This is a genomic window from Arenibacter aquaticus (assembly GCF_003957295.1).
Lineage (GTDB): Bacteria > Bacteroidota > Bacteroidia > Flavobacteriales > Flavobacteriaceae > Arenibacter > Arenibacter aquaticus.
Genome location: NZ_RQPJ01000021.1, coordinates 381,739 through 405,555, shown reverse-complemented (window position 1 = coordinate 405,555; position 23,817 = coordinate 381,739). Strand labels below are relative to the sequence as shown.

Sequence of the window (23,817 nt, the reverse complement as noted above, 5' to 3'; positions counted from 1 at the left end):
ACTACCTCACAATAGAATTAATTTAGTCCGTTACCTCCGCCTTAAACCAAAAATCTATAGTTACTATTTCTGGGCGCTGATCCTGTTGTGCAGATCCTCCCTGACCCCCACCACGCGAGCCACCGCCCCGTCCGCCTTGACCGCCACGGGATCTACCACCCTGACCTCTTCCGCCGCTTCGGCCACCGCCACCAATACTGATATTGGAGCTTTTACCTCCCGATTCCTGTTCCATTTTTGGGGTAACCACACCGATGGCTAATTTTGAGAAATCCATCCCAGCATCTGCAATGTTTTGTTTGGGCATCTTAATTTCATATGCCAATAGGTTTGCTTCCTCATCGTAGTTGTAACTGATGACGATACCCAATTTATTAAGATCTAGATGAAATTCTTCTTCATAGTCAAGGTTAATATATTGGGCTTTTTTGGGCATAGCCCCCAACATCATCGTTATATACAGTTCTTTACGATCCCTATCTTCCCCTTCACCAATATTTGCTCCTTCTAATTTATTTCTACCTTGTCCTCTTTGTGGTGCTTCCGTTTCCAAAGGATATTGAACGGAAACCTTCTTTTTTTTCTTCCCCTTAACATCAAAATAAACAAAGAACCCACGGCGCAACATAGAAAGCATAGTGGGGTGGTCTGCCGTACTAAGCTGTACATAAATGTTTTCGGCATCCATAAAACTATGATATTCAATATTGTCCTCAATATTTTCTGTTTGTTCTTGAGCATAACTGCCCATCACTACAAAAAGACAGCCTAAAGCAGCTATCTGTCTACTATACTTAAAAAGGCATCTCATTATTCAAGTCGTTTTTTTATTCACCATTTGTACAAACCTATCAATAAACAGTACGTCACTTTTTTACTTTCTGTGAAAGGTGGTAGGTACTAAGTGTATGATAAGTATTATTCAACAAAGCCTTTTAAAGCTTAAGCTTTGACATGGCAATTGGAGCTGCTTTACATAATAGACCCCATATGGTTCTCCCTCCTATCTTTAAGCCCTAGCTAGGGCAAGCACAACTAAAGAACAATTAACTAAATTAACTGAAATTACTTTTAACAAACTTTTAAAAAAAACTAACCTACTATCCATTAAATTGAATGATAAGGCATTATAAATTTTCATCGTCATGGATAAGGAGAGTATTTTAGCTGGATTAAACCCTACGGAAAGGAAATATTTGGATACCGTACAGGAAAAAATTTATTATTGTTCCTATGACCAAACCTACGACGAAGGAGAAGTGGAATGGATTTTTGGCAACAAAATAGCACTCAAAGAATTGCTTAATAATTGTAATATACCCCCAAAATATTGGGACCATATAGTTTCCCTTCTTGTATGTCCCAGCTGTGGACATTCAAATTTTAAATTGGACGAAGCGGTTGGACTTCAGTCAAATTTTGATAAGGAGGTAGAAGGTCATGTAGAAAAAGCCAACAAAATACACGGGAAACAAATAAAGGCATTTGAAAAGCATCTCGAAGACAAGCCTATGCTTGGATACCAACACCCATTCGGTCGTAAATTATTTAAGGAAATTCAGCAGGAATCTTTGCCTAAAACAGCTATTAAGGGAGTATTTTACCGAGCCAGAACTGTTAAATCTGCCGAAGTTCTTACCTCCAAGAAAATGTATAGCGCCCCTAGGGGCAGACCAACCGAGGGCAGGTTTAATCATTCCGGACAGAGTCATCTTTATCTTGCTAACGATAAAGAAACTGCATTAAGGGAAGTGGTATCAACAGAGGACCCCCTAATTGTTTGGTGTCAAAAATTTACGATAAAAACAGAAGTAAATAATATATTGGACCTTACTTTTAATTGGTCAAATTTATCGGTATCAACTTCCACACTACTGGTGTCCTTAAAGGTGAATGAGGCCATTTTTAAAAGCGAGGGCAATTCAGAGTTTTGGCGACCAGACTACCTCTTAACCCGGTATATAATGGATTGCGCCAAGAATGCGGGGTATAAAGGTATAAAGTACAACTCCATCAAGTCCTATTCTGGTTATAACTTAGTGCTGTTCTATCCTAACAAAATAAAGATTAAAGCAGTTGGCAACCCCTTTATAGAATTGCTGCCCGGTATCGCCAAGGCAGATGATGAACTCTCTGATATAATGTAATGGCCCTTCTAAGATCCCTAAAGGAGCATTCTAAAAAAAACAAATTTTTAGGCAGCTAATTTAATAATAGCGGAGCCGAGGAATGTCAGGTCAAGCGGAGCCGAGACCTCAATATAAAGTTGTAATAATCTGCAGACTGCGACGGGCTTACGCCAGGAAGGCTACGGGTGACAGAAACACCACAATTTATCTTGAACCTGTTAATCCCTGTCCACTTTTCTACCAATCATGAAGAATTTAAAAAAAGGAAAAGCCCATGAGACTCTTCCTTTTTTAGTGACTGTGGGTTAGATTATGGCCAACCCCTTTTTAAGTATTGGTTGTTGATTACTAATTTACTTCGCCTGCGGCGCACTTATGGCTTCCACATACCTCCCTGCCCAATAGGGCAACAAATAAATATAGGGGGCATATTCACGTTTGCCATCGCTACCACCGTTATTGCGGTAAGCCCCATTGTGCAAATGCAGTCTGCGCTCGTCACCTGGCAACACCTCCGTATAGGTCTGACTTCTAAAATTAGGCGCTATTTTGATCAGGTCTTTACGGTGGTCATTATCTATTTTCCAATCTATAAGGTCCATAGGAAACTCGCGCAACCACCAAGCGGACTCCTCGCTATCTATGTTTTCCCCTCCAGCCAGGGCAAAAAGATAATTCCACAAGGGATTCTTTTCAGAGCGCTCCACTTCCCAATGGCTTTTAACCGCATTAAAATGTGCTTTTTTCTGTTCTTCTGAAAAGGAATAATTCACAAAGGCGGGAACGGTCAAGAAATACATCTCATCATCGGAATGGTTCCATTTATCGCTTAAATCCTCTCCCTCCACATAACCAATAACAGTGGCCGGACGGTTGGCATTCTCATCATATCCATATTTTTTTATCAACTTTTCCGCTGCCTTTTTATATTTTTTGTCCTTGGTAAAATGATAGGCGGTTTGAAGAAAAGACAGGATAAGGGTGGAATTCAGCCTGCGATCCCCAACATTGGTAGGGAAACTATTTACGTAATCAGGGTTCCATCTTCCCCAGGCGGTGGGCTCCCCGTTCCAATCTACCAGGTACCAATCGTTATTCATAATATGGTCCATCTGGATTTTTATTTGATGAATGGCCCGGTCACGCCACGCCTTATCCGGTGCCAATTCGGCAAAAAGGGCGTACACAAAGAAATGTCCACAAGATTCATCACTACTTGTGGTTGACTTCCATCGCCAAATTTCATCATCTGACAAACGCCAAATTCTTCCATTTTCCTTTACATATTGTTCCCTCCACTCTTCAGAAAATCCGTTAGCGTGTAGTCCCACTTCATAGCCGTCCCTTTCAAAAGACCTTGCCGGAAACCCGTTTAAATCTGGAAGTGCCGTTAAACGCTCCATGGCTTCAAAGGCTTCGTAGGCATTTTGCTTGGCGTCTTCAGACTTGGTAACGGCATAGCGGAACAACTCCCCTGCCAAATACATGGATGTCCATAGCCCATCATTATCGGTATCATGAAAGTAGCCTGTAGAAAGGTCTCCTGGTGTTTTCATGGCCAGATCAGAAGTAAAACCGTAGCGTATATGTCGCAATCTTTGAATCTCTTGAAAATAGTCGGCTTTTTCCGCCAAGGTCATGGGTACAAAGTTGATTTTGCTCATCCCCTTTTGGGTCAAGATCAGTACACTACTGTCCGGACTTGCCGCCAAATCTACCACCTCATCGTCTACCAGCCATCGCTTGGAAGCGTAATAATCGTATTTCCCATCTTTACGCTGTTTAAAGGCTCCTTTGGTAGATCCAAACCAAAGGCTCCCACTAATATTTTTTACTGCAGTAATGGCTGTCCAAGGTAGTTTTTGGTCTATCTTATTCAGCCCAAATGTTTTGCGGTCCAAAATCTGTATTCCGTTGCCAGTCCCCAAAACAAGGGTATCCTCATAAAAGTCGAATGCAGTTGCATTGTCCACTTCAAATACTTTTTTTGCGGTTTTCAAACTACTATCAACCTGGTACAGTCCCGTTGCAGAAAGTAGTATAAAGGTAGCGGAATTGGGATCGTATAGTACGGATAGTGGATTTAGGCCGGCTATAGATGAGCGCCATACCTCTTGTTGGTCCTTAAAAATAACAAAATCGTTATCTCCTGCTATCATAGTTAAAAAATCGGGGCCCATACCAATGGCCTTAGGAGAATTTATCTTATGGTCAATGTATAACTTACCTGCCCATGCATTACTTAAAACCGCCTCCTTGGTTAAATAAACAAACTGATCTTGGTAGCGGGTCAGGGCTACAATATCCACATCCAATAGGGGTCGGTATTGTAAGTCCTTTCGAAGGTTTTTTTCATAAGGATGCAATAACCCTTGGCTGGAAAGTACTTTAATGACCTTATTTCGGTCACTGCCAATTTGAAGTAAACCTACATCCCCCACTCCATCTCCTAACGGGAACTTCTCTGCACTATCTTGAAGAAAGGGCTTATCGGCAACCGTTTGTGCATTGGTAGCGAATCCTACTAGTAAACAAAAACCCAAGAATAATTTTTTCATATAGTAATATTTATTTTTTCAACTATTAACCTGCGGATACGCTCCGTACAACTTTCTATACTTTCACAACTAGAGGCAGTTACTTATATCGTTATAGATATGGACAACCCTTTTCCTACATGCTCCCTGATATATTTAAGTAGCAATTATAGAAGCGATAAAATTAGATGTATATAGAATAACTCTTATCACTATTCTTGATGAATACTTATGGAATTTTAACCTATGCAGTTTTTTGCATTTAAAAAGATGTAATGGGGTCTTGGCAGTACCTGGGCTTTTTTTAAAAAGGATCACATAGTCACCTTATCCAAATAATGGCGCATACAGTTCATAAAGCATGGTTATTCTAATTTTCAACCTCTATAAAAAATGGATTTCAATAGCTAACATATTGATTTGGGCGCAAAAGCCCTATTGTATTACGGGATAATATTCTATGTATTTTAATTGATAATGTAGAATCAATGTGAGGTGGTGCACCTAGTTGAAAATAATTATTGTTTACATAGTACATACCCCTAAACGCTCCCAGATCTGTATCACAAAAAAAGGCCGGAAAGCCTTTTTAAACAATCTTCCAGATTAGAATGCAAATTCTGTACCCTGGCCATATCCGGTTATACAAGCCAAGAAATAGTACTTTCACAACAACAGATGAAATACAAGGACCTAGCCAACAATGATATCCCAGCCCAGTGAAATATACGGGGGCAAGAAATACAATGCAAGAGTCAACAACTTACATGTAGCGCATTATTTCCTCATTATAATGGTGCCACTCCAGCTGTGATGTGAATTTGGATCTAGACTACTGTTATAATCGTCAGATATTCCACTACCTGTAGCTCCTTCGTACCTACCGGTTCCACCAAGAATTTCAAAGGGGTCTTGCCAATATGAAGTTACATATTCAGGCATATCATCCAATCTACCTTCTATCACCTTTCCGGAGATTGATATAAAAAGAGAGTCCCCCTTCTCTGTTACCATATATGCTTCGGTTTGCCCATAACCACCTTCTGGCCCAACACAGAAATCAAAGTTTCCCGTAAAATTTCCTACAGGGGTCCCACTGCCCTCAAAATCAACAATAACCCGTGTAAATTCACACTTAGGCTCTAAGCCTGTAGATTCCACATTATCAGGTCCTACATAGATATAATCACCAATAAATTCGGCCTCGAATGGCACTGTTACGAATTTAGTACCGTGATGTCCAAAAAAATCATCATAGTGGTTACAGGACACCAACATGGCCATAACAGCCAACAACTGAAGAGTTTGTTTAATAGTTTTCATAGTTAATGGTTTTAAATTAATATTTAATTGGGGAAGTAACTTGGTAAACTAATAAACTAAACCTAATCGCACAATGACCCAAATCAGTTAACAATGGGATATACAATAAAGTAAGAAAAGTATAAAACACGCTACCTCAGCTATTCACTTAAGCTCAAATACGTAATGCAGCCATATTCTTTTCTTCTTTTATCAAGGCCAAAGGAGTTTTATGGAGCTATTCCTTGATTTATCAAAAACAACCTCTAACACTTCAAAAAAACCCTTGTTTTAGTTGATTTTTTTGAATAAAATATTAAATAATTACAAATACATTAGGAATTATGTAAAATATATGTATATTATTTAGTCACATTAATAAATTTATAAACATATGAGGCAACTTAAGATCACTAAACAAATTACGAACAGAGACACAAAATCCTTAGAAAAGTACTTTCAGGAAATATCAAAAATTGATATGATCAGTGCAGATGAGGAGGTGGAACTGGCCAAAAGAATACGTAAGGGAGATCAGGTTGCACTAAATAAATTAGTAAATGCCAACCTACGCTTTGTGGTGTCGGCCGCTAAACAATATCAGGGAAACGGATTACGGCTTTCCGATCTCATCAACGAAGGCAATATAGGATTGGTAAAGGCAGCCCAACGTTTTGACGAGACCCGGGGTTTTAAATTTATATCCTATGCGGTATGGTGGGTACGCCAATCTATTTTACAGGCCATGTCCGAACAGTCGCGTATGATTAGGCTCCCATTGAACAAAATTGGGGAAATTAGTAAAATAAACAAGGTATATTCCTATTTGGAACAGACTTACCAACGACCTCCGAATGCCATTGAAATTGCTAGGGAATTGGATATGAGCCCTTCACAGGTTAAACTGGCCATCAAAAACTCCGGAAAGCACTTATCAATGGACGCCCCTTTTAAAGAAGGAGAAACTTCCAATTTATACCATGTAATAAAGTCCAAAGAAAACAACAGTCCAGATGCCCAAGTAATGAAAGATTCCCTAAAAACCGACATTGTACAGGTCTTAAAAACACTGCCCGAAAGGGAACGCAATGTAATTAGCCTTTACTACGGCATTGGAGAGGACACCCCCATGAGCTTAAGGGAAATAGGCGAACTATTTGGTATTACCAGAGAACGGGTAAGACAAATTAGGGAAAAAGCCATTAGGATTTTACAGCACAAATCACGGAACAAAATTTTAAAAGCATATTTGTAGGTTAAGCCCATCCATATATAATTTGTAATCAGGCCAACTCCCAGGAGTCGGCTTTTACTTTTTGTTACGCTAATTCTTAGATGGCAATTACCACGGACCTTTTATTTTGTTGAATGGCATTTTAACCACTCCGTAATAGTCTAGTACGCCCCCTACTGCAATAACTATAAATGTACCAATGTCCGTCCTTTACGGCTAAAAATTTGTATCTTTAATATTATCAATTATTTAGCATGCGTTTTATCTAATTATTCAATTTAAAAACAGTAGCTATTATGAGCCGATTAAAAGAATTAAAATATCTTACATTGGTAATCCTCCTTTTTGGTTTTGTCGCAACCGCTACCTTGAGCTCTTGTAGGGAAACAAAAAAGGAAGAAAAGACCGAACAGCAAGAAGAACAAATGATGAAGGAAAGTGAAGTTGATGAGGAGCATCATGAAGGGGATGCCAATGAACATCCTAAAAAGGAAGAAGATGAACATCCAAAAAGTGAAGAACATCCAAACGATAACGATTCAGAATAAACCTATATTCTAACGCCTCTTCATTCTTGGTTTTTCCTGAAAAATGAAAAAAAAGTTTTGGGAAAGGCCGGTTCATCGCCTATTTCCATTACAGGGTAGGCCAAAAAGTTTATGGAACCTATTTGGGGTCCTGGATCCAATTGCAGATCTCGTCCCTTACTAAATTCTATTCTATTGGCCGGGTGCCGACCAAAGTAATAGGTAGACAGTGCCGTGTATTTATTGGCTTCACTAATATCTACAGGCCACCACTTTTCTTCCGCATAAAACTCGGCCCAACAGTGATATCCATCTATCCCCCCCTCATTACGATCTGAGGGAATGGAAGCCCCTACGGCAAAGCGTGCCGGTATATCTGCAGACCTGGCCAGGGAAATGAACAGGGAATGGAACTCCGTGCAATTGCCACTTAGGGCGTCACAGGCATATGTGGCATCACCTGTACCGTATTTACCCGCCTTTATATAGCGCATATTATCTATCACATAGTCGTATAGCGCCCTAGCCTTCATAATAGTGCCCGCTTTATGCTTATCCCCAATAATTGAATCGGCAAGGAGCTGAAACCGGTCTCCTACCGGCATCAGTAAATTGGCATCCAGATACCTGCTGGGTGAGCCCTCCTCCTCATAGGGCTTTTTTTCCTGCCTTACCACATCATAAACCAGTTCTACCTCCGCCCCACTGTGCTCAGGGAAAAGTACCATATACAATACAGTATTGCCATAATAGGTTTCATAAAGTAGCTGATGTTCCGTTGGCACCTTTATATCCCTTAATACCACGGATTGAAAACGATCGGTCTTGGGTACAGGGATCCAGATCCTGGCCTGTTCCTTCAATTCCGGAAGGGTCACCATATAGTGAAATTCAAAGTTGTCTTCCCCTTCTTTGACTCCCAATAGATCTGAAGATGCATTTTCCATGGGCATCCTGTACCAGGTCTTATCCTTGCGCTGTTTCCAAGAATAAAAGGGTTTGCCATTAAGCTTGTGCAAGCTGGTCTGGGTAACATTCATACTCCCCGGATCACCATCTAGGAAAAAATCCACATCATAGACATCGCCACTAATATCGGCCAGATCAACACAGGCAAAATGCCTTTGAGGCCCCAGATTGGAGAGGTATTCGGTATGTACGCGTACCAGTTGTAGCCGCAATTCCTTACCTTCTTCTGTGGTCATATTAAAATATCCGCCCCCTTCTTCCACCTTTTCGGCTATATTGGCCTTAATACCCGCCTCTATATCGGCCGTAACCACCTTGGGAACATTCTTGACGGTCAAAGCGGACTCCTTTTTTTGCTTGGCACCAAAATTACAGGCCACTAATGTGCAGAATAAAGCCAAAAGAACAATCCGGGAATATTTCATAGCATCATAAATAAAAGGTTCCCAATAAGTTACAATAATTTTATGATTCATTATAAAACCCTTTCCCTTTTAAGAGGCTCATTATAAACTGTAATCCATTTCAAAGCCTCTGGGCGTGTCCCTTCGGGCCGGGCTATCCGCTACTACTCCTCGCTATGCTGTGGGGTACCGCTGCTATCCCTCACGCATACCCCATTGGTTAAGACTGTTTTTATTTTTATTAAAAATTAAGGCGGGAGGTTTTCTGAAAAAGCCAGGAGAAATACCATACATCGCCACAAATAGTTATAGGATGTTTTAATCCCAACTAATTAAATCATTGCCCGCTATTATTTCAAAAACTTCGTTGATGGGCCCGTCATCGTTCAAGGCCTTTGTTAACACTTTGGCCACATCCTCCCTGCTAATTGAACCTTGGTTATCCAAAGAATTGGCCATTTGTATCCTTCCCGTTCCTTTCTCATTGGTTAAACTGCCCGGTCTAATTATCACATAAGGAACAGCACTTGCCTGAAGATATTCATCCGCATTTTGTTTGGCCACAAGGTACTCCTTAAGCGCTGGCACCTTTCCCGGTTGGTCTGCTCCCATAGAACTGAGCATTACAAATTTTCTAATGCCTCCGGCCTTGGCGGCATCAATTATTTTCTTGGCTCCCTCTTGGTCTACCTGAACTACATTTTCTCCCCCGGACCCTGCCGCAAATACAATCTTATCAACATCCAAAACAGTATGTGATACATCTTCTGTTAGATCCCCCACAACGGTTTTAATATCCTGAACCAAAAATTCGTCAACCTGACTTTCTTTACGCACCATTGCAACAGGCTCAAAATACTGTGATGCTTTTAACAAACTAACCACTTTTTTTCCCGTGGTGCCCGTAGCACCTACAACTAGTATATTTTCCATATCGTTATTTTTTTACAAAGTTCCCCTAATTACCCAAAAGAAATTAATAGGATATGGATTATCATTGACCCATTTACCCTAAGCCAGGAGAATAAAAGAAGATTTAAGACCATCACCCATTTTTCTAAGCTACTCTATAATCACCCTATTTCCCCAAGATACTCCAAACTCTTGTAACCATTGAGCCCTATGCCATTTTAGAGCAACCTTTTACCGCCGTTGTATAAAGAAGCCAAATCGGCTGTAGATATTTGAATAATTCCATGCCCCCTATTTTTATATATTTGCCCTAAAAAGTTTATGAATACATATAGTTTTTTAATGCTACGCCTAGGAATTGGCCTAAGTATGTTTGGGCACGGATTGGTACGTTTGGGGAAACTTTCCGGCTTTAGCAAATGGATGGTCGGTAATTTTCAAAATTCCATACTACCTGAGGCCCTTGTTATTCCTTTTAGCTATGCTCTCCCTATTCTCGAATTTTGTGTAGGCCTTCTACTAATTATTGGCCTTTTTACAAAAAAGGCCCTTTTATTGGGCGCCCTAATCATGTTGCTATTAATTTTTGGAACCACTTTGATAGAGAACTGGGACGCCCTGCCATCACAACTCATACATCTGGGCTTTTTTGCGGTACTCCTTAATTTTATAAACCACAACAGCTGGGCTTTGGATGTAAGCCTTAAAAGCAAGGGCTAATTCTTGTTGAGATATTTTCCAGATTCATAAATTCCATATATTTCCCTTAATTTACCTAGGTCCTTATGGGTGATATTCGCAGCTGCTAAAACAAAAAGAGGCCGCCTTAATGGCAGCCTCTCTTAAATTGGGGGAACACTTAATTAATCAACCTATAAGGTTCATCAACAACATTATCTAATTATTTAGATAATTACTTACTGCAGTGGCACGTGCACTAACATGACTGTTTAACTGACTTATGGCAGCCTGAAAATCCGAACTGGAATTCAGAAAGGTATACCCATCTATCTCCGTGGTTGCATAGGGTTCCAACAAAGCACTGTAAAGAGAGTATTTAGCCTGCATGCTACTCACGTTAAAAGCGTTGTCCACTACTTCCTGCACATAGGCATCGTACTGTGCCCTATAGGTGTCATCCTGATACAAATAACCTATCAATGGCCATGATGCACTATTTAAATCCGAGAAATCCAAGTTTAATGCCCCTTGCTGATTCCCTTCCTGCAAAGCCTCGTTGTTATCCCAAGGTATCCAGGACAGTTTTTCCGTATCCGGATTGTTATACAGATAATAATTATGAGTCATTCTTCCATAGGTGTCCCAATTTTGGATTACCGTATTTACGGCCAAATATTTTAGAAAGGTATCCGTATCAAAGACGGCCTCTAAACTGGTCCGCCATGTTACGGGATCCGTTAGCCTGTTATCGGCATGTAAGGCAGTAAACACACTTTGTATGTCGCTAAAGTCGACCTCATCCTCATTGGTTTTCTTAACAAATACATCTTCTGTAAAGGTACCCTCGGCAAAACTGGCGCCAGTACCATCCGGTTTATACAAATTGCCATCGTTATTGGAAAATTGGGTGTCTATCACCGTATCGTCCACCTCTTCAACCATGGTATATACCCCAAAATACTCGGGGCCATCTCCGTGATCTACATAAACAGTATAAAATGCTGCATGTGAACTAGCTATACCTGCATCCCTAAAAACATCGGTGGCCACTTTTTCCCGTAACATGGAATTGTCATTGTAGTTATTCTTTAAACTCAATTTCTTGAAACCATAGAATCGCTGATTATCAATTTGAGGGTATTCATCCTCAAACTCATCAAAATCGAGCTTAAAAGATAATTTTAAAATACCGCTGGACCAGCTAGACTGTAAACTGGAGTTACCCTTAAAGCGTACCCCTACCCTATACCATTCCTTGTTATTATAAATCACCTCTCCTGGCACAAAAATAGGATCCTCATCAGTCTCAATCAATCCGCCTCCGCCGAGGCCGCCACCACCTGGACCACCTCCTCCTGGTCCGCCTCCGGCTCCCACAGTCCCTCCAAATGCCCCGTAAAGAGAGGTCATATCATCCAACATACTCTGCCACCGTTCTTCTGTAATCACAATATCCAATCGTTTTACGGCTTCATCCTCAAAAACCTCATCAAAGTTGGGATCTGCCGATTTACTATGGGTATCATCGATCCAATCCGTTGCTTCAAAATCGTTATCGGAATAGGTTTCAACATAGGTTCCGGTTTCAATTGCCACTTCCCCTTCGTTAGTGCTGTCCACAGCATCCTCCGAACAAGAAAAAACAAACAAGAGTTGCACGGCCAAAAATATCAGTATGCTAACTTTTTTCATGATTAAATTCATTATTAGTTGTTATTACCTTACAAAGATGTGGATTGCAACAACATGAATTTAATGGAATCTGTGAATGGCCTATACTTTTAAGCGAATGAAGGAATATTGACTACAACTAAGATTTGAAGATGACTCAGAACGGTAAATTATAACTAAAAAAGGATGAGTGTCATTCCTTTAATGCCTAGGGTGTTATTCTATTTAATGAGAATAATATTGAATCTATACCAATTCTTAACGCTCTTTCTTAAAACAGTAAAAGCGCAAAATGGATAATTTTCCACAGCAATAATTCAATTTAAAAGCTCTCACAAAGTTTAATGGCCTTTCAATACACCTTGCTTATTATTAAGGCCCAACTTCCTCCATCTTTCTAGACTCCCTGATCAAGGCACTTGCCAAAACTGTAGTTGCATCAATAATTAGACTATCCTCAATTTTTTCATATTGTATGGCCAAAGGAATCTCTGTACACCCCAAAATAACGGCCTGTGCCCCTTTTCTGGACAAATAGGTTGCTGCCATTCCCAGGTTTTCCTTTGCCTTTTCGTTCACTGGATTGGAAAAGGCCTTTATGCCATAACTGGTATCATAAATAGAAGGGTGCACAAACAAATCCTGAATGTCCTCCGAAGGCTGTATAACTTCTATATTGTACTTGGATAAAACCTCGGGATATACCTTTGCAAGAATGGTCCCAGTGGTTCCCAAAACCCCTACCCGGGAAATTTCCGGATGTTTTGTTGAGATATGCATACCTACTTCCTCTATGAGGTTTACCAAGACACAAGATTCCGGTATGCTCTTTTCTATTAAGCTTAAAATAGGTCTGGCATGTGCCGTATTACACGGAATACCAATAATACTGGAACCACTGGCTATCAAGGACGCTATAATTTCGGAGATGGCAATTCCGGGGTTTATATCCGTTTCCCCCATAAGGTATTTGGTCCTATCGATGATTTTATGCGGTACAGATAGCATGGATACGGGCAAATGTTCTTGGTCCGATGTTGCTTCCGTAAGGTCGTACACCTTCTTAATTAAATCTATTCCTGCATAGCTGCCCACCCCACCAACAATGCCTATCATTTTATTTGTCATACTACCAATTTTGGATAAAATTGTCATTTAAAAAAGAGACAAAGTAATGGTATTATTGTCCCAATCAGTTCTAAATATTTGCTAATTTTTTACCTTACCCATTAAATTTTATTACTATCATGGACTACATCAGGAAATTTGCAGACTATCCAGGACATTATTGGTATTAACAATTAGCGCCTCTATTTTTGCCTGATCATAAGCCTCCGAATGTGCCGGTGCAAACACACCACTGTCGTTGTCAAAATATTTGCCAGAATCATTCTTATAGTGGTCGGCAATTGCCAGTTTCACCAATAAATTTGCACCCTTATCAGCCGGGGCCCAATACTGGCCATAGGCTTCTTTCGCCATTTTTGTGTTTAACAACGAACCCGGGTTCACGGCAATCACGGTTAGGTCCGGTTCTTTGGCGGCTAGATCAAAGCTCCACATGGTCAATGCCAATTTGCTCTGTGCATAGGCATCGTTTACGCCTAATGTAACTTTTCCTTTCAAGGCAGTCATAGAAACAGGGGCTTGGGCCGCAGAACTCAAATTGATGATTCGCGCATCATCCGCCTTTTTAAGTAGCGGCAAAAGTTGGTTTGTTAAAACATAGGGAGCCAAATAATTTACAGTTAAGCGTATGTCTATCCCATTTGGGGCAGCATTCTGCCTACTTTTAAGAATACCTGCATTGTTAATAAGGACATCCAATTTGGGACCCTCATTTTTCATCTGTTCCGTCATATTGGTAATCGTTGCCAAATCAGAAAAATCAGCCACAAACCCCTTAACATTCCCGTTTTTTGACAGCTCCTTAATTTCGGAAACAACATGTGCCAATTTTTCCGGACTTCTACCATGTAGATAGATATTGTGTCCTTCTTTGGCCAATTGTAGGGCCGTTAATTTGCCAATTCCGTCCGTACTTCCTGTGATTAATATATGTTTCATTGTATTTTTCTATGTTGATGAAAACTGGCAACATTTGTATTGCCAGTTTTATATGTTAATGTTTGTTTTTAATAGTAAACTAATTACAAAGTTAACTCCATGATAAATAACTTTTACCCTTTTTAAAACGGTGCAACAGTATCTTTTGGTCCTTCTGGTAAGCTCCAACGTTGGCGAGCGGTAACATTTTCTAATGCAACATCTTTGATAGTATTGCTACTACTGATATTTCCGTAACTACTTGTGCTTCCTCTAGCAATTTGCATACGGTCACCGTACAACCAAACTACTAAATTACTGCGTTGTCCGCTTGTAATTGGGTGTGTTGCGTGTGGTACATTACCTCTGTGAATAATGGCTTTTCCAGGTTCAAAAGTGGTTTGCACCGTTTTACCTGAATCTTTATCATAAAAATCAACTATTGAACCAGTAAATGCTTCGTCTGGTAAGTTGGTATTGATATTTAAAGTTGCTGATGAAGCATCGGTATGTGCGTGTAAATCCTTGTCCTTATCGGGATTGTACTGTATTGAAAATCCAAAAGTTTGATTGTCATAACCATACGTACCCAATAATAATCGAGCTATCGGACGCATAAAACGATCCATAATGTCATTGTAAAAAGCTTGAAAACTTGGCGCTGCCAAATGTCCTTCTGAGCGTGGATCTAACATTATTCCATAACGATTTAATTGAATGCCATAGGGCGCACGTCTTGGAATTCCTGAATTAACAACGTCTTCTAAATACTTACGGAAATCGGCTAAACGTTCTAAATCAAAAAACTGAGTCTCGTACACACCAGGAATAATTTCTTCCCACAAATCGGCTACGGCGTTTTCTTTTTCTGGGTTTTCCCAAGCATCGTTAATGGCTTTTCTCAATTTAGGGTCAAGTAAACTTTCATCTGGCAATAGTAAATTGTCTTTGTTTTCCACTTCCCATTCTGCCCAAGCCTCTTCTAGTAATTTACGGTTATCTTTCCAAAATTCGGAAACCGAGGCTTCACGATTTAAGGAAGCTTCTCTTGAAGGTAATTCCAGAGCACGAGCTAGCTCAAGTGCATTTATATTTATGATTGTTTTCATGATTATTTTTTTTTAAATTTATACTTGCCTTTTTTCTTGTTATTTAAAGCAAAATAAGGCACAAATACCGTTTTGCTTTTGGTAGTAAAAATGGTTGTTTTAGTAAAAGACAAGGTTTGAAGCATTTAATAGGACCGAACAATTATTGAGGGAACAGCGCCAATCCTAAATTATAACTAGTTTTCCACCACTACTTTACCTATAGCTTTTCCGCTTTGTAAATGTGCATAAGCATCACCAACTTGTTCTAATGAAAATGTGTGGTCATCTACTATTGGGGCAAGGTGCCCTTCGTTAGAAATTTTTGCCAAACGCTCTAAAATTGAACCGTGAACGTCTCTTTTAAAATTGTGCAACATGGGTATCAACATAAAAACCACGTGTAAGGATGCCCCCTTGAAATGCAGTGGTGTTAGGTCTAACTCACATAATGATACTGTAGTGGCAATATGTCCGTTTAACGCTACCGCTTCAATGGATTTATTAAGGTTTGGACCTCCAACCGTATCAAAAATAACATCAAACCCGGCTCCGCTTGTGTACTTTGCCGTATAATCACTCACAGATTCTGTCATATAATCTATTGGCGTGGCTCCAAACTTTTCAATAATTGCAAACTGTTTTTCTCCAGCTCCCGTAGCATAAACCTCCGCTCCAAAATACTTTGCCAATTGTACTGCCAAATGGCCCACACCTCCAGAACCACCGTGAATCAATACTTTTTGACCCTTTTTTACTCCTGCCCTGGTCAAACCTTCATAAGCGGTGATAGCCACTAATGGTAAGGCTGCAGTTTCGCGCATTGTCAAATGTTTTGGTTTGTGGGCAACCAAATTGCTGTCCGCTACAATATATTCCGTTAATGTACCTGGTAAATCGCCCAGACCACCTGCACAACCGTACACTTCATCGCCTACTTTAAAACCTTCAACACCTTCTCCAACAGCTTCTACTGATCCTGAAAAGTCCATTCCCAATAAGGCAGGAGTTGCTGGTGATATCGGTAAGTCGGTTCCCATGTTTTTAATCATGGTGTCTATAGTGTTAACGCTGGATGCCGCTATTTTTACTAAAACGTGATTTGCTTTAACTGCTGGTTTATCAATATCGGATGTTGTGAATGTTGCATTTTCTCCGTAATTGTTTAATAACATTGCTTTCATAATCTATTTAAATTTTAATGTGATGTATTATTTACATTACAAAGATATTTTAGAGAGAAAGCTTTGTTTTGGTATAAAACAATGTGGCATTGGTAAAAAATAAGGTTTATGATAATAACCTAGGCCAAATTAGCCTTAAAAGCGCTTAAGCTAATACCTTTATAGGTTTTAAACGTCTTGTTTAAATGACTAGAGTCTGTAAAACCAAGATCCAAGGCAATTTCTGAGTCTTGGGCATCTGTGTACTTTAAGCGGGTTTCTACCAGTTTTAATTTGTAATTGATGATGTATTTTTTAAGTGAAAGATCGGTATGTTTTTTAAAGTACTCACTAATGTAATTATCTGCCATGTGGAATTCATTAGCCAAACTTTTAGTACTTAACAATTCAGAACTATAAATATTGGCGTGAATGTAATTTATAATTTGTTGAATTTTAGAGGACTTTATCTCTTTTACTTCAGAAGAATTTACATACTGAATATTACGAGCAATTAAATGTAGAATTACAGATAACGAATTCTGAATGATGAAAATATCGTGTGTTTGTTTATTTAGATATTCAGTCGCTACCATATTTACCAAAGATACCAAGTGCGCCCTATCCGATGCTGTTTCAAACTGCAATTCGCGTAGTTGATGGCTTTCGCTATTTAAGATTTCTTCAATTTTACGAAACCAATTGTTTACTGGTAACTCTTGGTTATGTGAACTGGTATTTCTGAAAAAATTCTTTAAAAATTTAATGGCAATGGTACTTGTGGCTGTTTCGGCTTCAACGATGTAAATATCATCAGGAACAAATACAAACACACTATTTGGCGTATAATTAACCGTTTTTCCGTTTATTTTAATAGTACCATTACCGGTTTCAAAATATAAAATCTCGAAAAAACGAATATTGGTATACTCACAAAACGAAAAAAATGTTTGGTCTTTGTATTGTTGAATAACGATGTTTTCTAGAATAGTTCTTGCCATAACTACTAATTTAACATTTTAAAAATGAAAAAGCCACACGGACAATTTTCAATGCGGTGGCTATTCTACTGGCAATCAATCAAAAAAAAAAAAAAAAAAACGCAGATACTACTTTTTAAAATTAGTTTCGGTTATTTATTTAATTTTAAAGTTGCCATTGGACCGAATGTAAATAACAGCCTCGGTAGCTGCACTCAGTACGGGAGAAGCATTTTCTTCGGCACTGAAATAAGAACCTGGTTCTAACACATTTTCATCATCTTTTTTAGAAAATTGATGTGTTACTTTACCAGATATAACGACTGCTCTAAAATTTGGACTTAAATTTTTAATACTTCCTTTAAATCCGGCAGGTAGTCTTAAAAGTGTTGCTCGTAACTGGTTGGTTTCATGGCTTCCCCATAAAAAAGCAGTTTCTACCTTGCTTTTTTCTGAAACCCACTCCATATCCTTGGCATGCAACCATACTAGGTTAGATTCGTCTATATTAATTGGACGCTCACCATTATCAAAAGCTTCAGACATTGGTTTTACCAAATACGGACCTTCTTGAATATCCAAAAGTGCTAAATTATCTTCGCCATCGGCTGCGGTAATATGCGCTTCACCCGCTGGTTGTTGCCAGTACGATCCGGCTGGCAACCATTGTTTCTCCGCTTTTTCATCCTCATTGTGCAATAAACCCTTAATTACCACACCTCTGTACGTAATGTTGTGGATATGTGGTGGTGAGGAAAAGCCTTTATTAAACTTTACCAAAAAACCAGATGGTTCGTTCTTGGTACGGTCTCCCCAGAGTTGACCTGCAGCCGGACTTTTATCTCCTCTAAGCGGATTTAACCAACCCCAATCTATCTGATCTTGGGTTACTACCTCGTTTTTACTTTTTGCGTTGTCTGTAGTGGGTGTTTGTGCGGTAGCTGTTATCGTTAATGCTAATGCAAAAACACCTAATGTTAACTTTTTCATACTTACTGTTTTTTGTTTGTGTCCTTTAGATACTCTGGTAAATCGTTGGATAACCAATCTTGGCGTACAGGTACATGTACATCCAAATCCACCGTAGGTTCCATTGCCCAAAATTCATGCGGCACATTTTCTGGGAAAACAATTACTTCCCCACCAGAAACAATTACAAATTCCTCTTTACCATCCATAATGGTCTTTATTTTCACCTTCCCAGATATTATGTATGTTATCTGTTCGTTGGGGTGTTTGTGCCAAGGAATATGTGCTGCCTTTTCCAAATTGAAAATGGTCATTTGTCCTTTTTCACCATGAAACCATTTGCGTGTAATTCCGACACCTATGGTATCAGATTTCATTTGGTCAAAATTGAAATGTTGCACCTTTGAGGTGGCTACAGAATCAATATTCGTAATTTGAGCCGAACCCATTGATCCAATGAAACAAATTATTAGTGGTATGTATATTTTATGAGTCATTAAAGTGTTTTTATTGGTTTTAGAACCCTTCTAAAACAATTTTACCTTTTGCTTTACCTGTTTCTAAAAAAGCGTGGGCCTTTCTAAGGTTCTCGGCATTTATGGTTCCGAAGTGCTCACCTAAAGTGGTTCTGATGGTTCCGTTATCTATCAATTCGGAAACCTTACTAAGAATGTTATGCTGCTCCATCATATCCTCTGTCTGGAACATAGAGCGTGTAAACATTAATTCTATATGGGTAGAAACCGCTTTTCCTTTAAAGGGCATTACGTTTAGCGATTTTGGGTCATCAATAAATCCGAATTTACCTTGTGGTTTAATCAGTTTGGCAATTTCATCTACGTGCTGTTCCGTAGCGTTTAAGCTTACGACATACTCTGGAGCTGGCAAATTGTATTTCTCGAACTCTTCACTCAATTTATTTCTGTGGTTAACAACCGTGTCTGCACCTAATTCTTTTAACCAAGCCGTTGTTTCTTCACGCGACGCCGTAGCAATAACGTTCAACTTTGTTAGCTTTTTGGCCAGTTGAACCAAAACAGAACCTACCCCACCGGCGGCACCGATGACCAATATGGATTTGGAGGCATCATCTTTTGAAACCTCTAATCTATCAAACAACATTTCGTATGCCGTAAGTGTGGTCAATGGTAAAGCGGCCGCTTCGGCACAAGACAAGCTTTGCGGTTTTTTGCCCACAATGCGTTCATCTACAATTTGGTACTCGGCATAACTACCTTGACGCGTAAAATCGCCCGCATACCAAACTTCATCTCCAACAGTAAACAGCGTAACATCTTCGCCAACTTCTTTTACAGTTCCTGTCGCATCCCAACCTATTACCTTCCAACCATCGCCCTCAACAGGCATATTTGCCCTCACCTTATAATCGGCCGGATTAACAGAAATGGCCTTTATTTCCACTAAAATATCTCTTCCGGTTGCTTTAGGCATTTCTAATTCTATGTTCTGCAAAGATTTTACATTGTTAATTGGTAAATTCTCCTTATATCCTATAGCTTTCATTTTTTTTATTTTTTTATTATATCCAAGTAACGATATCCTCCTTGTTTCTTCTGACTTTGGCAAACTCTGGTTCATTTTTCCTATACCCAAAAGCAGCCATATAAGATAAGCCGTATTTGTTTGTGTCCACACCAAATTTTTCTTGCAGCAGGGATTCTGCTTTTTCCTGGTGAAACCCTTCTATTGGACAACTGTCTATGCCTATCAATGCAGCTGCGGTCATCATGTTTCCCAGGGCAATATAGGTTTGCTTTGAGGCCCAATCAAACAACTTCTTATCATTGTCCAGATTGAAATCGCGCTCCTGAAATTCCCTATAAAACTTGGAATACGTTTCTATAACATTGGCCGGAAATTGCTTTACTTCCTTCATCATGGACATGATATAATCGGAATCCCATCTCGTCATGGATGCCTTCATGCTCAAGCCCAACACAAAATGACTGGCCGTATCTAATTTTACCGGTGCTCCCCAAGCCACAGGTTTTAAGGCTTCCCTTAATTCCTTATCCTGTACCACTATAAAGTGCCAAGGCTCAAAACCAAAGGAGCTTGGGGATAAATGTGCCGTTTCCAAAATGAAATCCATATCGGTATCTGATACTTTTTTTAAAGCATCAAATTCTTTGGTAGCATGTCTAAATTTAAAGGCATTAATAATTTCTTCTTTTGCAATGTTTGGTGCGTTCATATTGTATCTTTTTTGCTTTCAGTTTAATTTCTGGTACAAAGATACCTGCCTTAGACTGGTCTTTATTGGTACAAAAATTGGATTTTTATGTACTTTTAAAGGTTATTAATGGATATATGCCACCTAAAATGTTTATTTTAGTTAGTTTTGAATAAAAAATAATGAAATATGCAGGTTTTAGAGACATATAAACCTTTTGAAATACAAGAAATTGAATTGTCGGAATGGAAACAGCGCCCCGTAAAGAACAATTTTTTTGAACTGGTTTTGATTAAGGAAGGTGAAGGAACCCAATGTATCAACTATAACGAATACAATTATAGCAAAGGCAGCATATTTTTGTTGCCTCCTCTAAAGTGTCACTCCTTTACCATAGAAAAGCCAACCCAATTTGTTTTTTTAAAGTTCACCGATTCCTTTTTCAAAAATGCGAAACGAAACACTATTGATAGGAACGAATGGTTTAAGGAAGCTGCCTACATATTATCCAATTACAACCAATTACCAGGAGATATTATTAAGAATGACGTGGACAGGAGCCATTTGGGAAATTTAATTTCCATAATCCTACAGGAATCCAGAAATTATGGAGAGGAATCCGTTAACCTTATCACTAGTTTAATGACCAGTATTTTAGAAATACTGATCAGAAATATTAAAAAGAGCAATTACTTTGATTTTGCCAAAAAGAACACCGAAGATAAAATTTCAAAAATGCTCGTCTATATCAACGAGAATATTAATAAGCCCGAGCTTTTGAAGGTGGAAAACTTGGCAGATGTATTTATGATGTCTACTACCTACGTAAGCGAATATTTTAAAAAGCAGGTAAATATGTCCTTAAGGGAATATATTATCAAAGCAAAGCTAAAACTGGTAGAAATAAGACTTTTAAACTCCAACTACACCCTTACCGAGATTGCTGATGAATTAGGCTTCACCGATGTTAGCCATTTGTCCAAAACATTTAAAAAGTATGTAGGCACCACCATCCGTGAGTTCAAGAACAAGGGGGAATATATGCTTTTAAAGCGTAGTGCCTGTACTGTTTAACCATAATGGGTTCCCAACGCTTTCCTCCTCAAATGGGTTTTCCCAAACCCCTCGATTGTCTTATATTTATGGAAGACCCATAACTATGGAATATGAGCTTTGAGATTGCCTTGATATTCGCGATCATTGGCATAATAGTGATACTGTTTGCCTTTGAGATATTTCCTATGGACAAAATCGCCTTTTGTATTATGGGCGTTTTAGTGTTGTTTGGACTCATAAGCCCCGAAGAAGCCATAAGTGGTTTTTCCAATTCGGCGGTCATCACCATACTATGTCTAATGATATTGGCCGTTGCCCTTGAACAAAACGGCGTAATTTCATGGATGGCGAACGGACTGAAGAAATTTCGAACCTGGCCCGTTTTTTTTATAATCCCCCTTTTTATGTTTGTTACAGGATCCATTTCGGCGTTTATCAGCTCTACGGCGGTAGTAATTGTTTTTATCAAAATCATAACCGAATTATCTGATAAATACAATGTCTCCAAGAGCAAATTACTCCTACCTATATCCTATGCCAGCATTTTAGGGGGCAGTTGTACCTTAATGGGCACCTCTACCAACCTTATCGTTAATTCCATATATACCAATAGAACCGGTGATAGCTTGGCTTTTTTTGAATTTTCCTGGCTTGGGGTCATATTCTTGATTGTCGCTATACTAGTAATAAGCTTTTCTTCACACCTGCTACCTAAGGACCCAAAGGAAAAATTGTGGGAACAATATGATGTGGACAAGTATATAACCACTTTGGAAATAAGTCCACATTCCGATCTTATTGGCCAACAACTCTCCGACACCTTTCTTGGTAAACAGGATATTTCCGTATTAAAATTATTCCGAACGGGATTGGACAGCCCCGCCCCTTTAAAAAAGGCAATACTTCAGGCCGGCGACCGATTGATGCTATCTTGCACCCTGGAGCATCTCATGCAATTAAAAAGAGATACCGAAATGATCGTTTCCCCCAAAGAGGAAGAACCGGGCGTTTACAGCCATTTCGAATTCAAGGATGAAGAAGCAACAACTGACCGTCGTGCCAATAACAAACAAAATATACAGACCATTTTAGTGGAGATGATGATGATGCCAGGAGCCCGATTCCTAGGAAAGACCCTAGGCGAGCTCAAACATTCATTTTTGCACGATGCCATTCCCTTGGCCATAAAAAAAAGAAAAAACCTCCGAAATTTAAAAGAGAGAATGTATACCGATGATATGGATCTAACACGATTAAAGGTGGGTGACCGGGTACTCTTGGAAATTGAAAGGGATAAGATCAAGGATTTTGACCTGTCTGACAATGTAGCCATTTTACAACAATACGAGGCCCCTGAAAGCGCCAAATCTTCCAAGCGCAACCTCACTCTTTTTATCTTATTGGCCGTAATTGTACTTGCCGCAACCGGTACTTTAGACATCCTATCGGCCACCCTTCTAGGTTGCATGGCCCTATTGCTTTTTAACGGGGTGGATTTGGAAAAGGTCTACAAAAAAATTAATTGGCAGATCCTATTCCTATTGGCTGGCATGATTCCCTTGGGGATTGCCATGCACAATACAGGGGCAGATGACTGGATATCCCAGAAATTATTGTTATTGATGCAAGGAAAAGACCCCATGTTTTCTGTTGGCATTTTATTTTTGGTGACCATGTTACTCAGCAGTGTTGTATCCAATAATGCCACCGCCATCATTATGGCCCCAATTGCCATTTCACTGGCAACTGGCATGCAGCTTCCCGTAAAACCCTTTGTCCTGGCTATTATGTTCGCCGCCAACTTTAGTTTTTTCACCCCCTTGGGCTATCAAACCAATACCCTCATCTATAGTATGGGTCTATATAAATTTAAACACTTTTTTATCTTGGGGGGAATTATATCTATTGCACTCCTTATTCTAGCCACTCTTTTGCTCTCTACCATGCTGTAAAAT

The 23,817-nt window shown here is 39.4% G+C and carries 21 protein-coding genes; 6 read left to right on the top strand and 15 right to left on the bottom strand.

Translation table 11 applies throughout. From position 1 onward, the window contains the following. Positions 1–22 precede the first annotated feature (22 nt). Positions 23–811, bottom strand: coding sequence for a hypothetical protein (locus tag EHW67_RS17655; RefSeq protein WP_126163711.1), 789 nt, complete (start codon positions 809–811; stop codon positions 23–25). Positions 812–1,145: 334 nt separating this feature from the next. Here EHW67_RS17655 and EHW67_RS17650 point away from each other — a divergent pair, with 334 nt between their 5' ends. Continuing rightward, positions 1,146–2,147, top strand: a complete 1,002-nt coding sequence (locus EHW67_RS17650; protein WP_126163710.1) for an RES family NAD+ phosphorylase — start codon at positions 1,146–1,148, stop codon at positions 2,145–2,147. Positions 2,148–2,482: 335 nt separating this feature from the next. Here EHW67_RS17650 and EHW67_RS17645 read toward each other — a convergent pair whose 3' ends face one another. Both EHW67_RS17645 and EHW67_RS17640 read right to left on the bottom strand, forming a co-directional pair. After that, positions 2,483–4,687 carry a hypothetical protein gene (locus EHW67_RS17645; RefSeq protein ID WP_126163709.1) on the bottom strand — a complete coding sequence of 735 codons (2,205 nt, stop codon included), beginning with the start codon at positions 4,685–4,687 and terminating at the stop codon, positions 2,483–2,485. 756 nt (positions 4,688–5,443) lie between these two features. Further along, a complete protein-coding gene (locus EHW67_RS17640) occupies positions 5,444–5,989 on the bottom strand; it encodes a hypothetical protein (RefSeq protein WP_126163708.1) in 546 nt (181 codons plus the stop codon). 373 nt (positions 5,990–6,362) lie between these two features. On the opposite strand from EHW67_RS17640, the gene EHW67_RS17635 reads away from it, so the two are divergent. Beyond that, positions 6,363–7,223, top strand: coding sequence for a sigma-70 family RNA polymerase sigma factor (locus EHW67_RS17635; RefSeq protein WP_126163707.1), 861 nt, complete (start codon positions 6,363–6,365; stop codon positions 7,221–7,223). Positions 7,224–7,498: 275 nt separating this feature from the next. Then, entirely contained in the window at positions 7,499–7,750 is a 252-nt protein-coding gene (locus EHW67_RS17630; RefSeq protein ID WP_126163706.1) for a hypothetical protein, read from the top strand. A gap of 20 nt (positions 7,751–7,770) precedes the next feature. Here EHW67_RS17630 and EHW67_RS17625 read toward each other — a convergent pair whose 3' ends face one another. Both EHW67_RS17625 and EHW67_RS17620 read right to left on the bottom strand, forming a co-directional pair. Next, on the bottom strand, positions 7,771–9,123 hold the full coding sequence (locus EHW67_RS17625; RefSeq protein WP_126163705.1) for a transglutaminase-like domain-containing protein: 1,353 nt from the start codon (positions 9,121–9,123) through the stop codon (positions 7,771–7,773). A gap of 297 nt (positions 9,124–9,420) precedes the next feature. Then, complete coding sequence (locus EHW67_RS17620; protein WP_126163704.1) at positions 9,421–10,035, bottom strand: SDR family oxidoreductase; 615 nt, start codon at positions 10,033–10,035, stop codon at positions 9,421–9,423. A gap of 300 nt (positions 10,036–10,335) precedes the next feature. On the opposite strand from EHW67_RS17620, the gene EHW67_RS17615 reads away from it, so the two are divergent. Beyond that, complete coding sequence (locus tag EHW67_RS17615) at positions 10,336–10,734, top strand: DoxX family membrane protein (protein WP_126163703.1); 399 nt, start codon at positions 10,336–10,338, stop codon at positions 10,732–10,734. Positions 10,735–10,911: 177 nt separating this feature from the next. Here EHW67_RS17615 and EHW67_RS17610 read toward each other — a convergent pair whose 3' ends face one another. The 10 genes from EHW67_RS17610 to EHW67_RS17565 all read right to left on the bottom strand — a co-directional run bounded on the left by EHW67_RS17610 (position 10,912) and on the right by EHW67_RS17565 (position 20,827). Further along, entirely contained in the window at positions 10,912–12,387 is a 1,476-nt protein-coding gene (locus EHW67_RS17610) for a CotH kinase family protein (RefSeq protein ID WP_126163702.1), read from the bottom strand. A 351-nt stretch (positions 12,388–12,738) separates the two neighbouring features. Beyond that, complete coding sequence (locus tag EHW67_RS17605; protein WP_126163701.1) at positions 12,739–13,494, bottom strand: aspartate/glutamate racemase family protein; 756 nt, start codon at positions 13,492–13,494, stop codon at positions 12,739–12,741. 129 nt (positions 13,495–13,623) lie between these two features. Next, positions 13,624–14,433, bottom strand: a complete 810-nt coding sequence (locus EHW67_RS17600; RefSeq protein WP_126163700.1) for an SDR family NAD(P)-dependent oxidoreductase — start codon at positions 14,431–14,433, stop codon at positions 13,624–13,626. 122 nt (positions 14,434–14,555) lie between these two features. Then, positions 14,556–15,521, bottom strand: a complete 966-nt coding sequence (locus EHW67_RS17595; protein ID WP_126163699.1) for a 2OG-Fe(II) oxygenase — start codon at positions 15,519–15,521, stop codon at positions 14,556–14,558. A gap of 176 nt (positions 15,522–15,697) precedes the next feature. Continuing rightward, complete coding sequence (locus EHW67_RS17590; RefSeq protein ID WP_126163698.1) at positions 15,698–16,684, bottom strand: zinc-dependent alcohol dehydrogenase family protein; 987 nt, start codon at positions 16,682–16,684, stop codon at positions 15,698–15,700. Positions 16,685–16,803: 119 nt separating this feature from the next. Next, positions 16,804–17,664 (bottom strand): AraC family transcriptional regulator, encoded by an 861-nt coding sequence (locus tag EHW67_RS17585; RefSeq protein ID WP_126163697.1) that lies wholly within the window; start codon positions 17,662–17,664, stop codon positions 16,804–16,806. A gap of 135 nt (positions 17,665–17,799) precedes the next feature. After that, positions 17,800–18,633, bottom strand: a complete 834-nt coding sequence (locus EHW67_RS17580; protein WP_126163696.1) for a DUF4437 domain-containing protein — start codon at positions 18,631–18,633, stop codon at positions 17,800–17,802. Positions 18,634–18,635: 2 nt separating this feature from the next. Next, positions 18,636–19,109, bottom strand: coding sequence for a cupin domain-containing protein (locus EHW67_RS17575; RefSeq protein ID WP_126163695.1), 474 nt, complete (start codon positions 19,107–19,109; stop codon positions 18,636–18,638). Between the two features lie 19 nt (positions 19,110–19,128). Further along, positions 19,129–20,136 carry a zinc-binding alcohol dehydrogenase family protein gene (locus EHW67_RS17570; protein ID WP_126163694.1) on the bottom strand — a complete coding sequence of 336 codons (1,008 nt, stop codon included), beginning with the start codon at positions 20,134–20,136 and terminating at the stop codon, positions 19,129–19,131. 16 nt (positions 20,137–20,152) lie between these two features. Further along, entirely contained in the window at positions 20,153–20,827 is a 675-nt protein-coding gene (locus tag EHW67_RS17565) for an NAD(P)H-dependent oxidoreductase (RefSeq protein ID WP_126163693.1), read from the bottom strand. A 168-nt stretch (positions 20,828–20,995) separates the two neighbouring features. Between EHW67_RS17565 and EHW67_RS17560 the strand changes: the two genes are divergently transcribed. Continuing rightward, positions 20,996–21,880 carry an AraC family transcriptional regulator gene (locus EHW67_RS17560; RefSeq protein WP_126163692.1) on the top strand — a complete coding sequence of 295 codons (885 nt, stop codon included), beginning with the start codon at positions 20,996–20,998 and terminating at the stop codon, positions 21,878–21,880. Positions 21,881–21,972: 92 nt separating this feature from the next. Beyond that, on the top strand, positions 21,973–23,814 hold the full coding sequence (locus tag EHW67_RS17555; protein WP_126163691.1) for an SLC13 family permease: 1,842 nt from the start codon (positions 21,973–21,975) through the stop codon (positions 23,812–23,814). Positions 23,815–23,817 lie beyond the last annotated feature (3 nt).

Excerpts from the sequence above, each read along its gene's own strand:
- EHW67_RS17655 (WP_126163711.1), bottom strand. The coding sequence starts at position 811 with ATGAGATGCCTTTTTAAGTATAGTAGACAGATAGCTGCTTTAGGCTGT.
- EHW67_RS17650 (WP_126163710.1), top strand. The coding sequence starts at position 1,146 with ATGGATAAGGAGAGTATTTTAGCTGGATTAAACCCTACGGAAAGGAAA.
- EHW67_RS17645 (WP_126163709.1), bottom strand. The coding sequence starts at position 4,687 with ATGAAAAAATTATTCTTGGGTTTTTGTTTACTAGTAGGATTCGCTACC.
- EHW67_RS17640 (WP_126163708.1), bottom strand. The coding sequence starts at position 5,989 with ATGAAAACTATTAAACAAACTCTTCAGTTGTTGGCTGTTATGGCCATG.
- EHW67_RS17635 (WP_126163707.1), top strand. The coding sequence starts at position 6,363 with ATGAGGCAACTTAAGATCACTAAACAAATTACGAACAGAGACACAAAA.
- EHW67_RS17630 (WP_126163706.1), top strand. The coding sequence starts at position 7,499 with ATGAGCCGATTAAAAGAATTAAAATATCTTACATTGGTAATCCTCCTT.
- EHW67_RS17625 (WP_126163705.1), bottom strand. The coding sequence starts at position 9,123 with ATGAAATATTCCCGGATTGTTCTTTTGGCTTTATTCTGCACATTAGTG.
- EHW67_RS17620 (WP_126163704.1), bottom strand. The coding sequence starts at position 10,035 with ATGGAAAATATACTAGTTGTAGGTGCTACGGGCACCACGGGAAAAAAA.
- EHW67_RS17615 (WP_126163703.1), top strand. The coding sequence starts at position 10,336 with ATGAATACATATAGTTTTTTAATGCTACGCCTAGGAATTGGCCTAAGT.
- EHW67_RS17610 (WP_126163702.1), bottom strand. The coding sequence starts at position 12,387 with ATGAAAAAAGTTAGCATACTGATATTTTTGGCCGTGCAACTCTTGTTT.
- EHW67_RS17605 (WP_126163701.1), bottom strand. The coding sequence starts at position 13,494 with ATGACAAATAAAATGATAGGCATTGTTGGTGGGGTGGGCAGCTATGCA.
- EHW67_RS17600 (WP_126163700.1), bottom strand. The coding sequence starts at position 14,433 with ATGAAACATATATTAATCACAGGAAGTACGGACGGAATTGGCAAATTA.
- EHW67_RS17595 (WP_126163699.1), bottom strand. The coding sequence starts at position 15,521 with ATGAAAACAATCATAAATATAAATGCACTTGAGCTAGCTCGTGCTCTG.
- EHW67_RS17590 (WP_126163698.1), bottom strand. The coding sequence starts at position 16,684 with ATGAAAGCAATGTTATTAAACAATTACGGAGAAAATGCAACATTCACA.
- EHW67_RS17585 (WP_126163697.1), bottom strand. The coding sequence starts at position 17,664 with ATGGCAAGAACTATTCTAGAAAACATCGTTATTCAACAATACAAAGAC.
- EHW67_RS17580 (WP_126163696.1), bottom strand. The coding sequence starts at position 18,633 with ATGAAAAAGTTAACATTAGGTGTTTTTGCATTAGCATTAACGATAACA.
- EHW67_RS17575 (WP_126163695.1), bottom strand. The coding sequence starts at position 19,109 with ATGACTCATAAAATATACATACCACTAATAATTTGTTTCATTGGATCA.
- EHW67_RS17570 (WP_126163694.1), bottom strand. The coding sequence starts at position 20,136 with ATGAAAGCTATAGGATATAAGGAGAATTTACCAATTAACAATGTAAAA.
- EHW67_RS17565 (WP_126163693.1), bottom strand. The coding sequence starts at position 20,827 with ATGAACGCACCAAACATTGCAAAAGAAGAAATTATTAATGCCTTTAAA.
- EHW67_RS17560 (WP_126163692.1), top strand. The coding sequence starts at position 20,996 with ATGCAGGTTTTAGAGACATATAAACCTTTTGAAATACAAGAAATTGAA.
- EHW67_RS17555 (WP_126163691.1), top strand. The coding sequence starts at position 21,973 with ATGAGCTTTGAGATTGCCTTGATATTCGCGATCATTGGCATAATAGTG.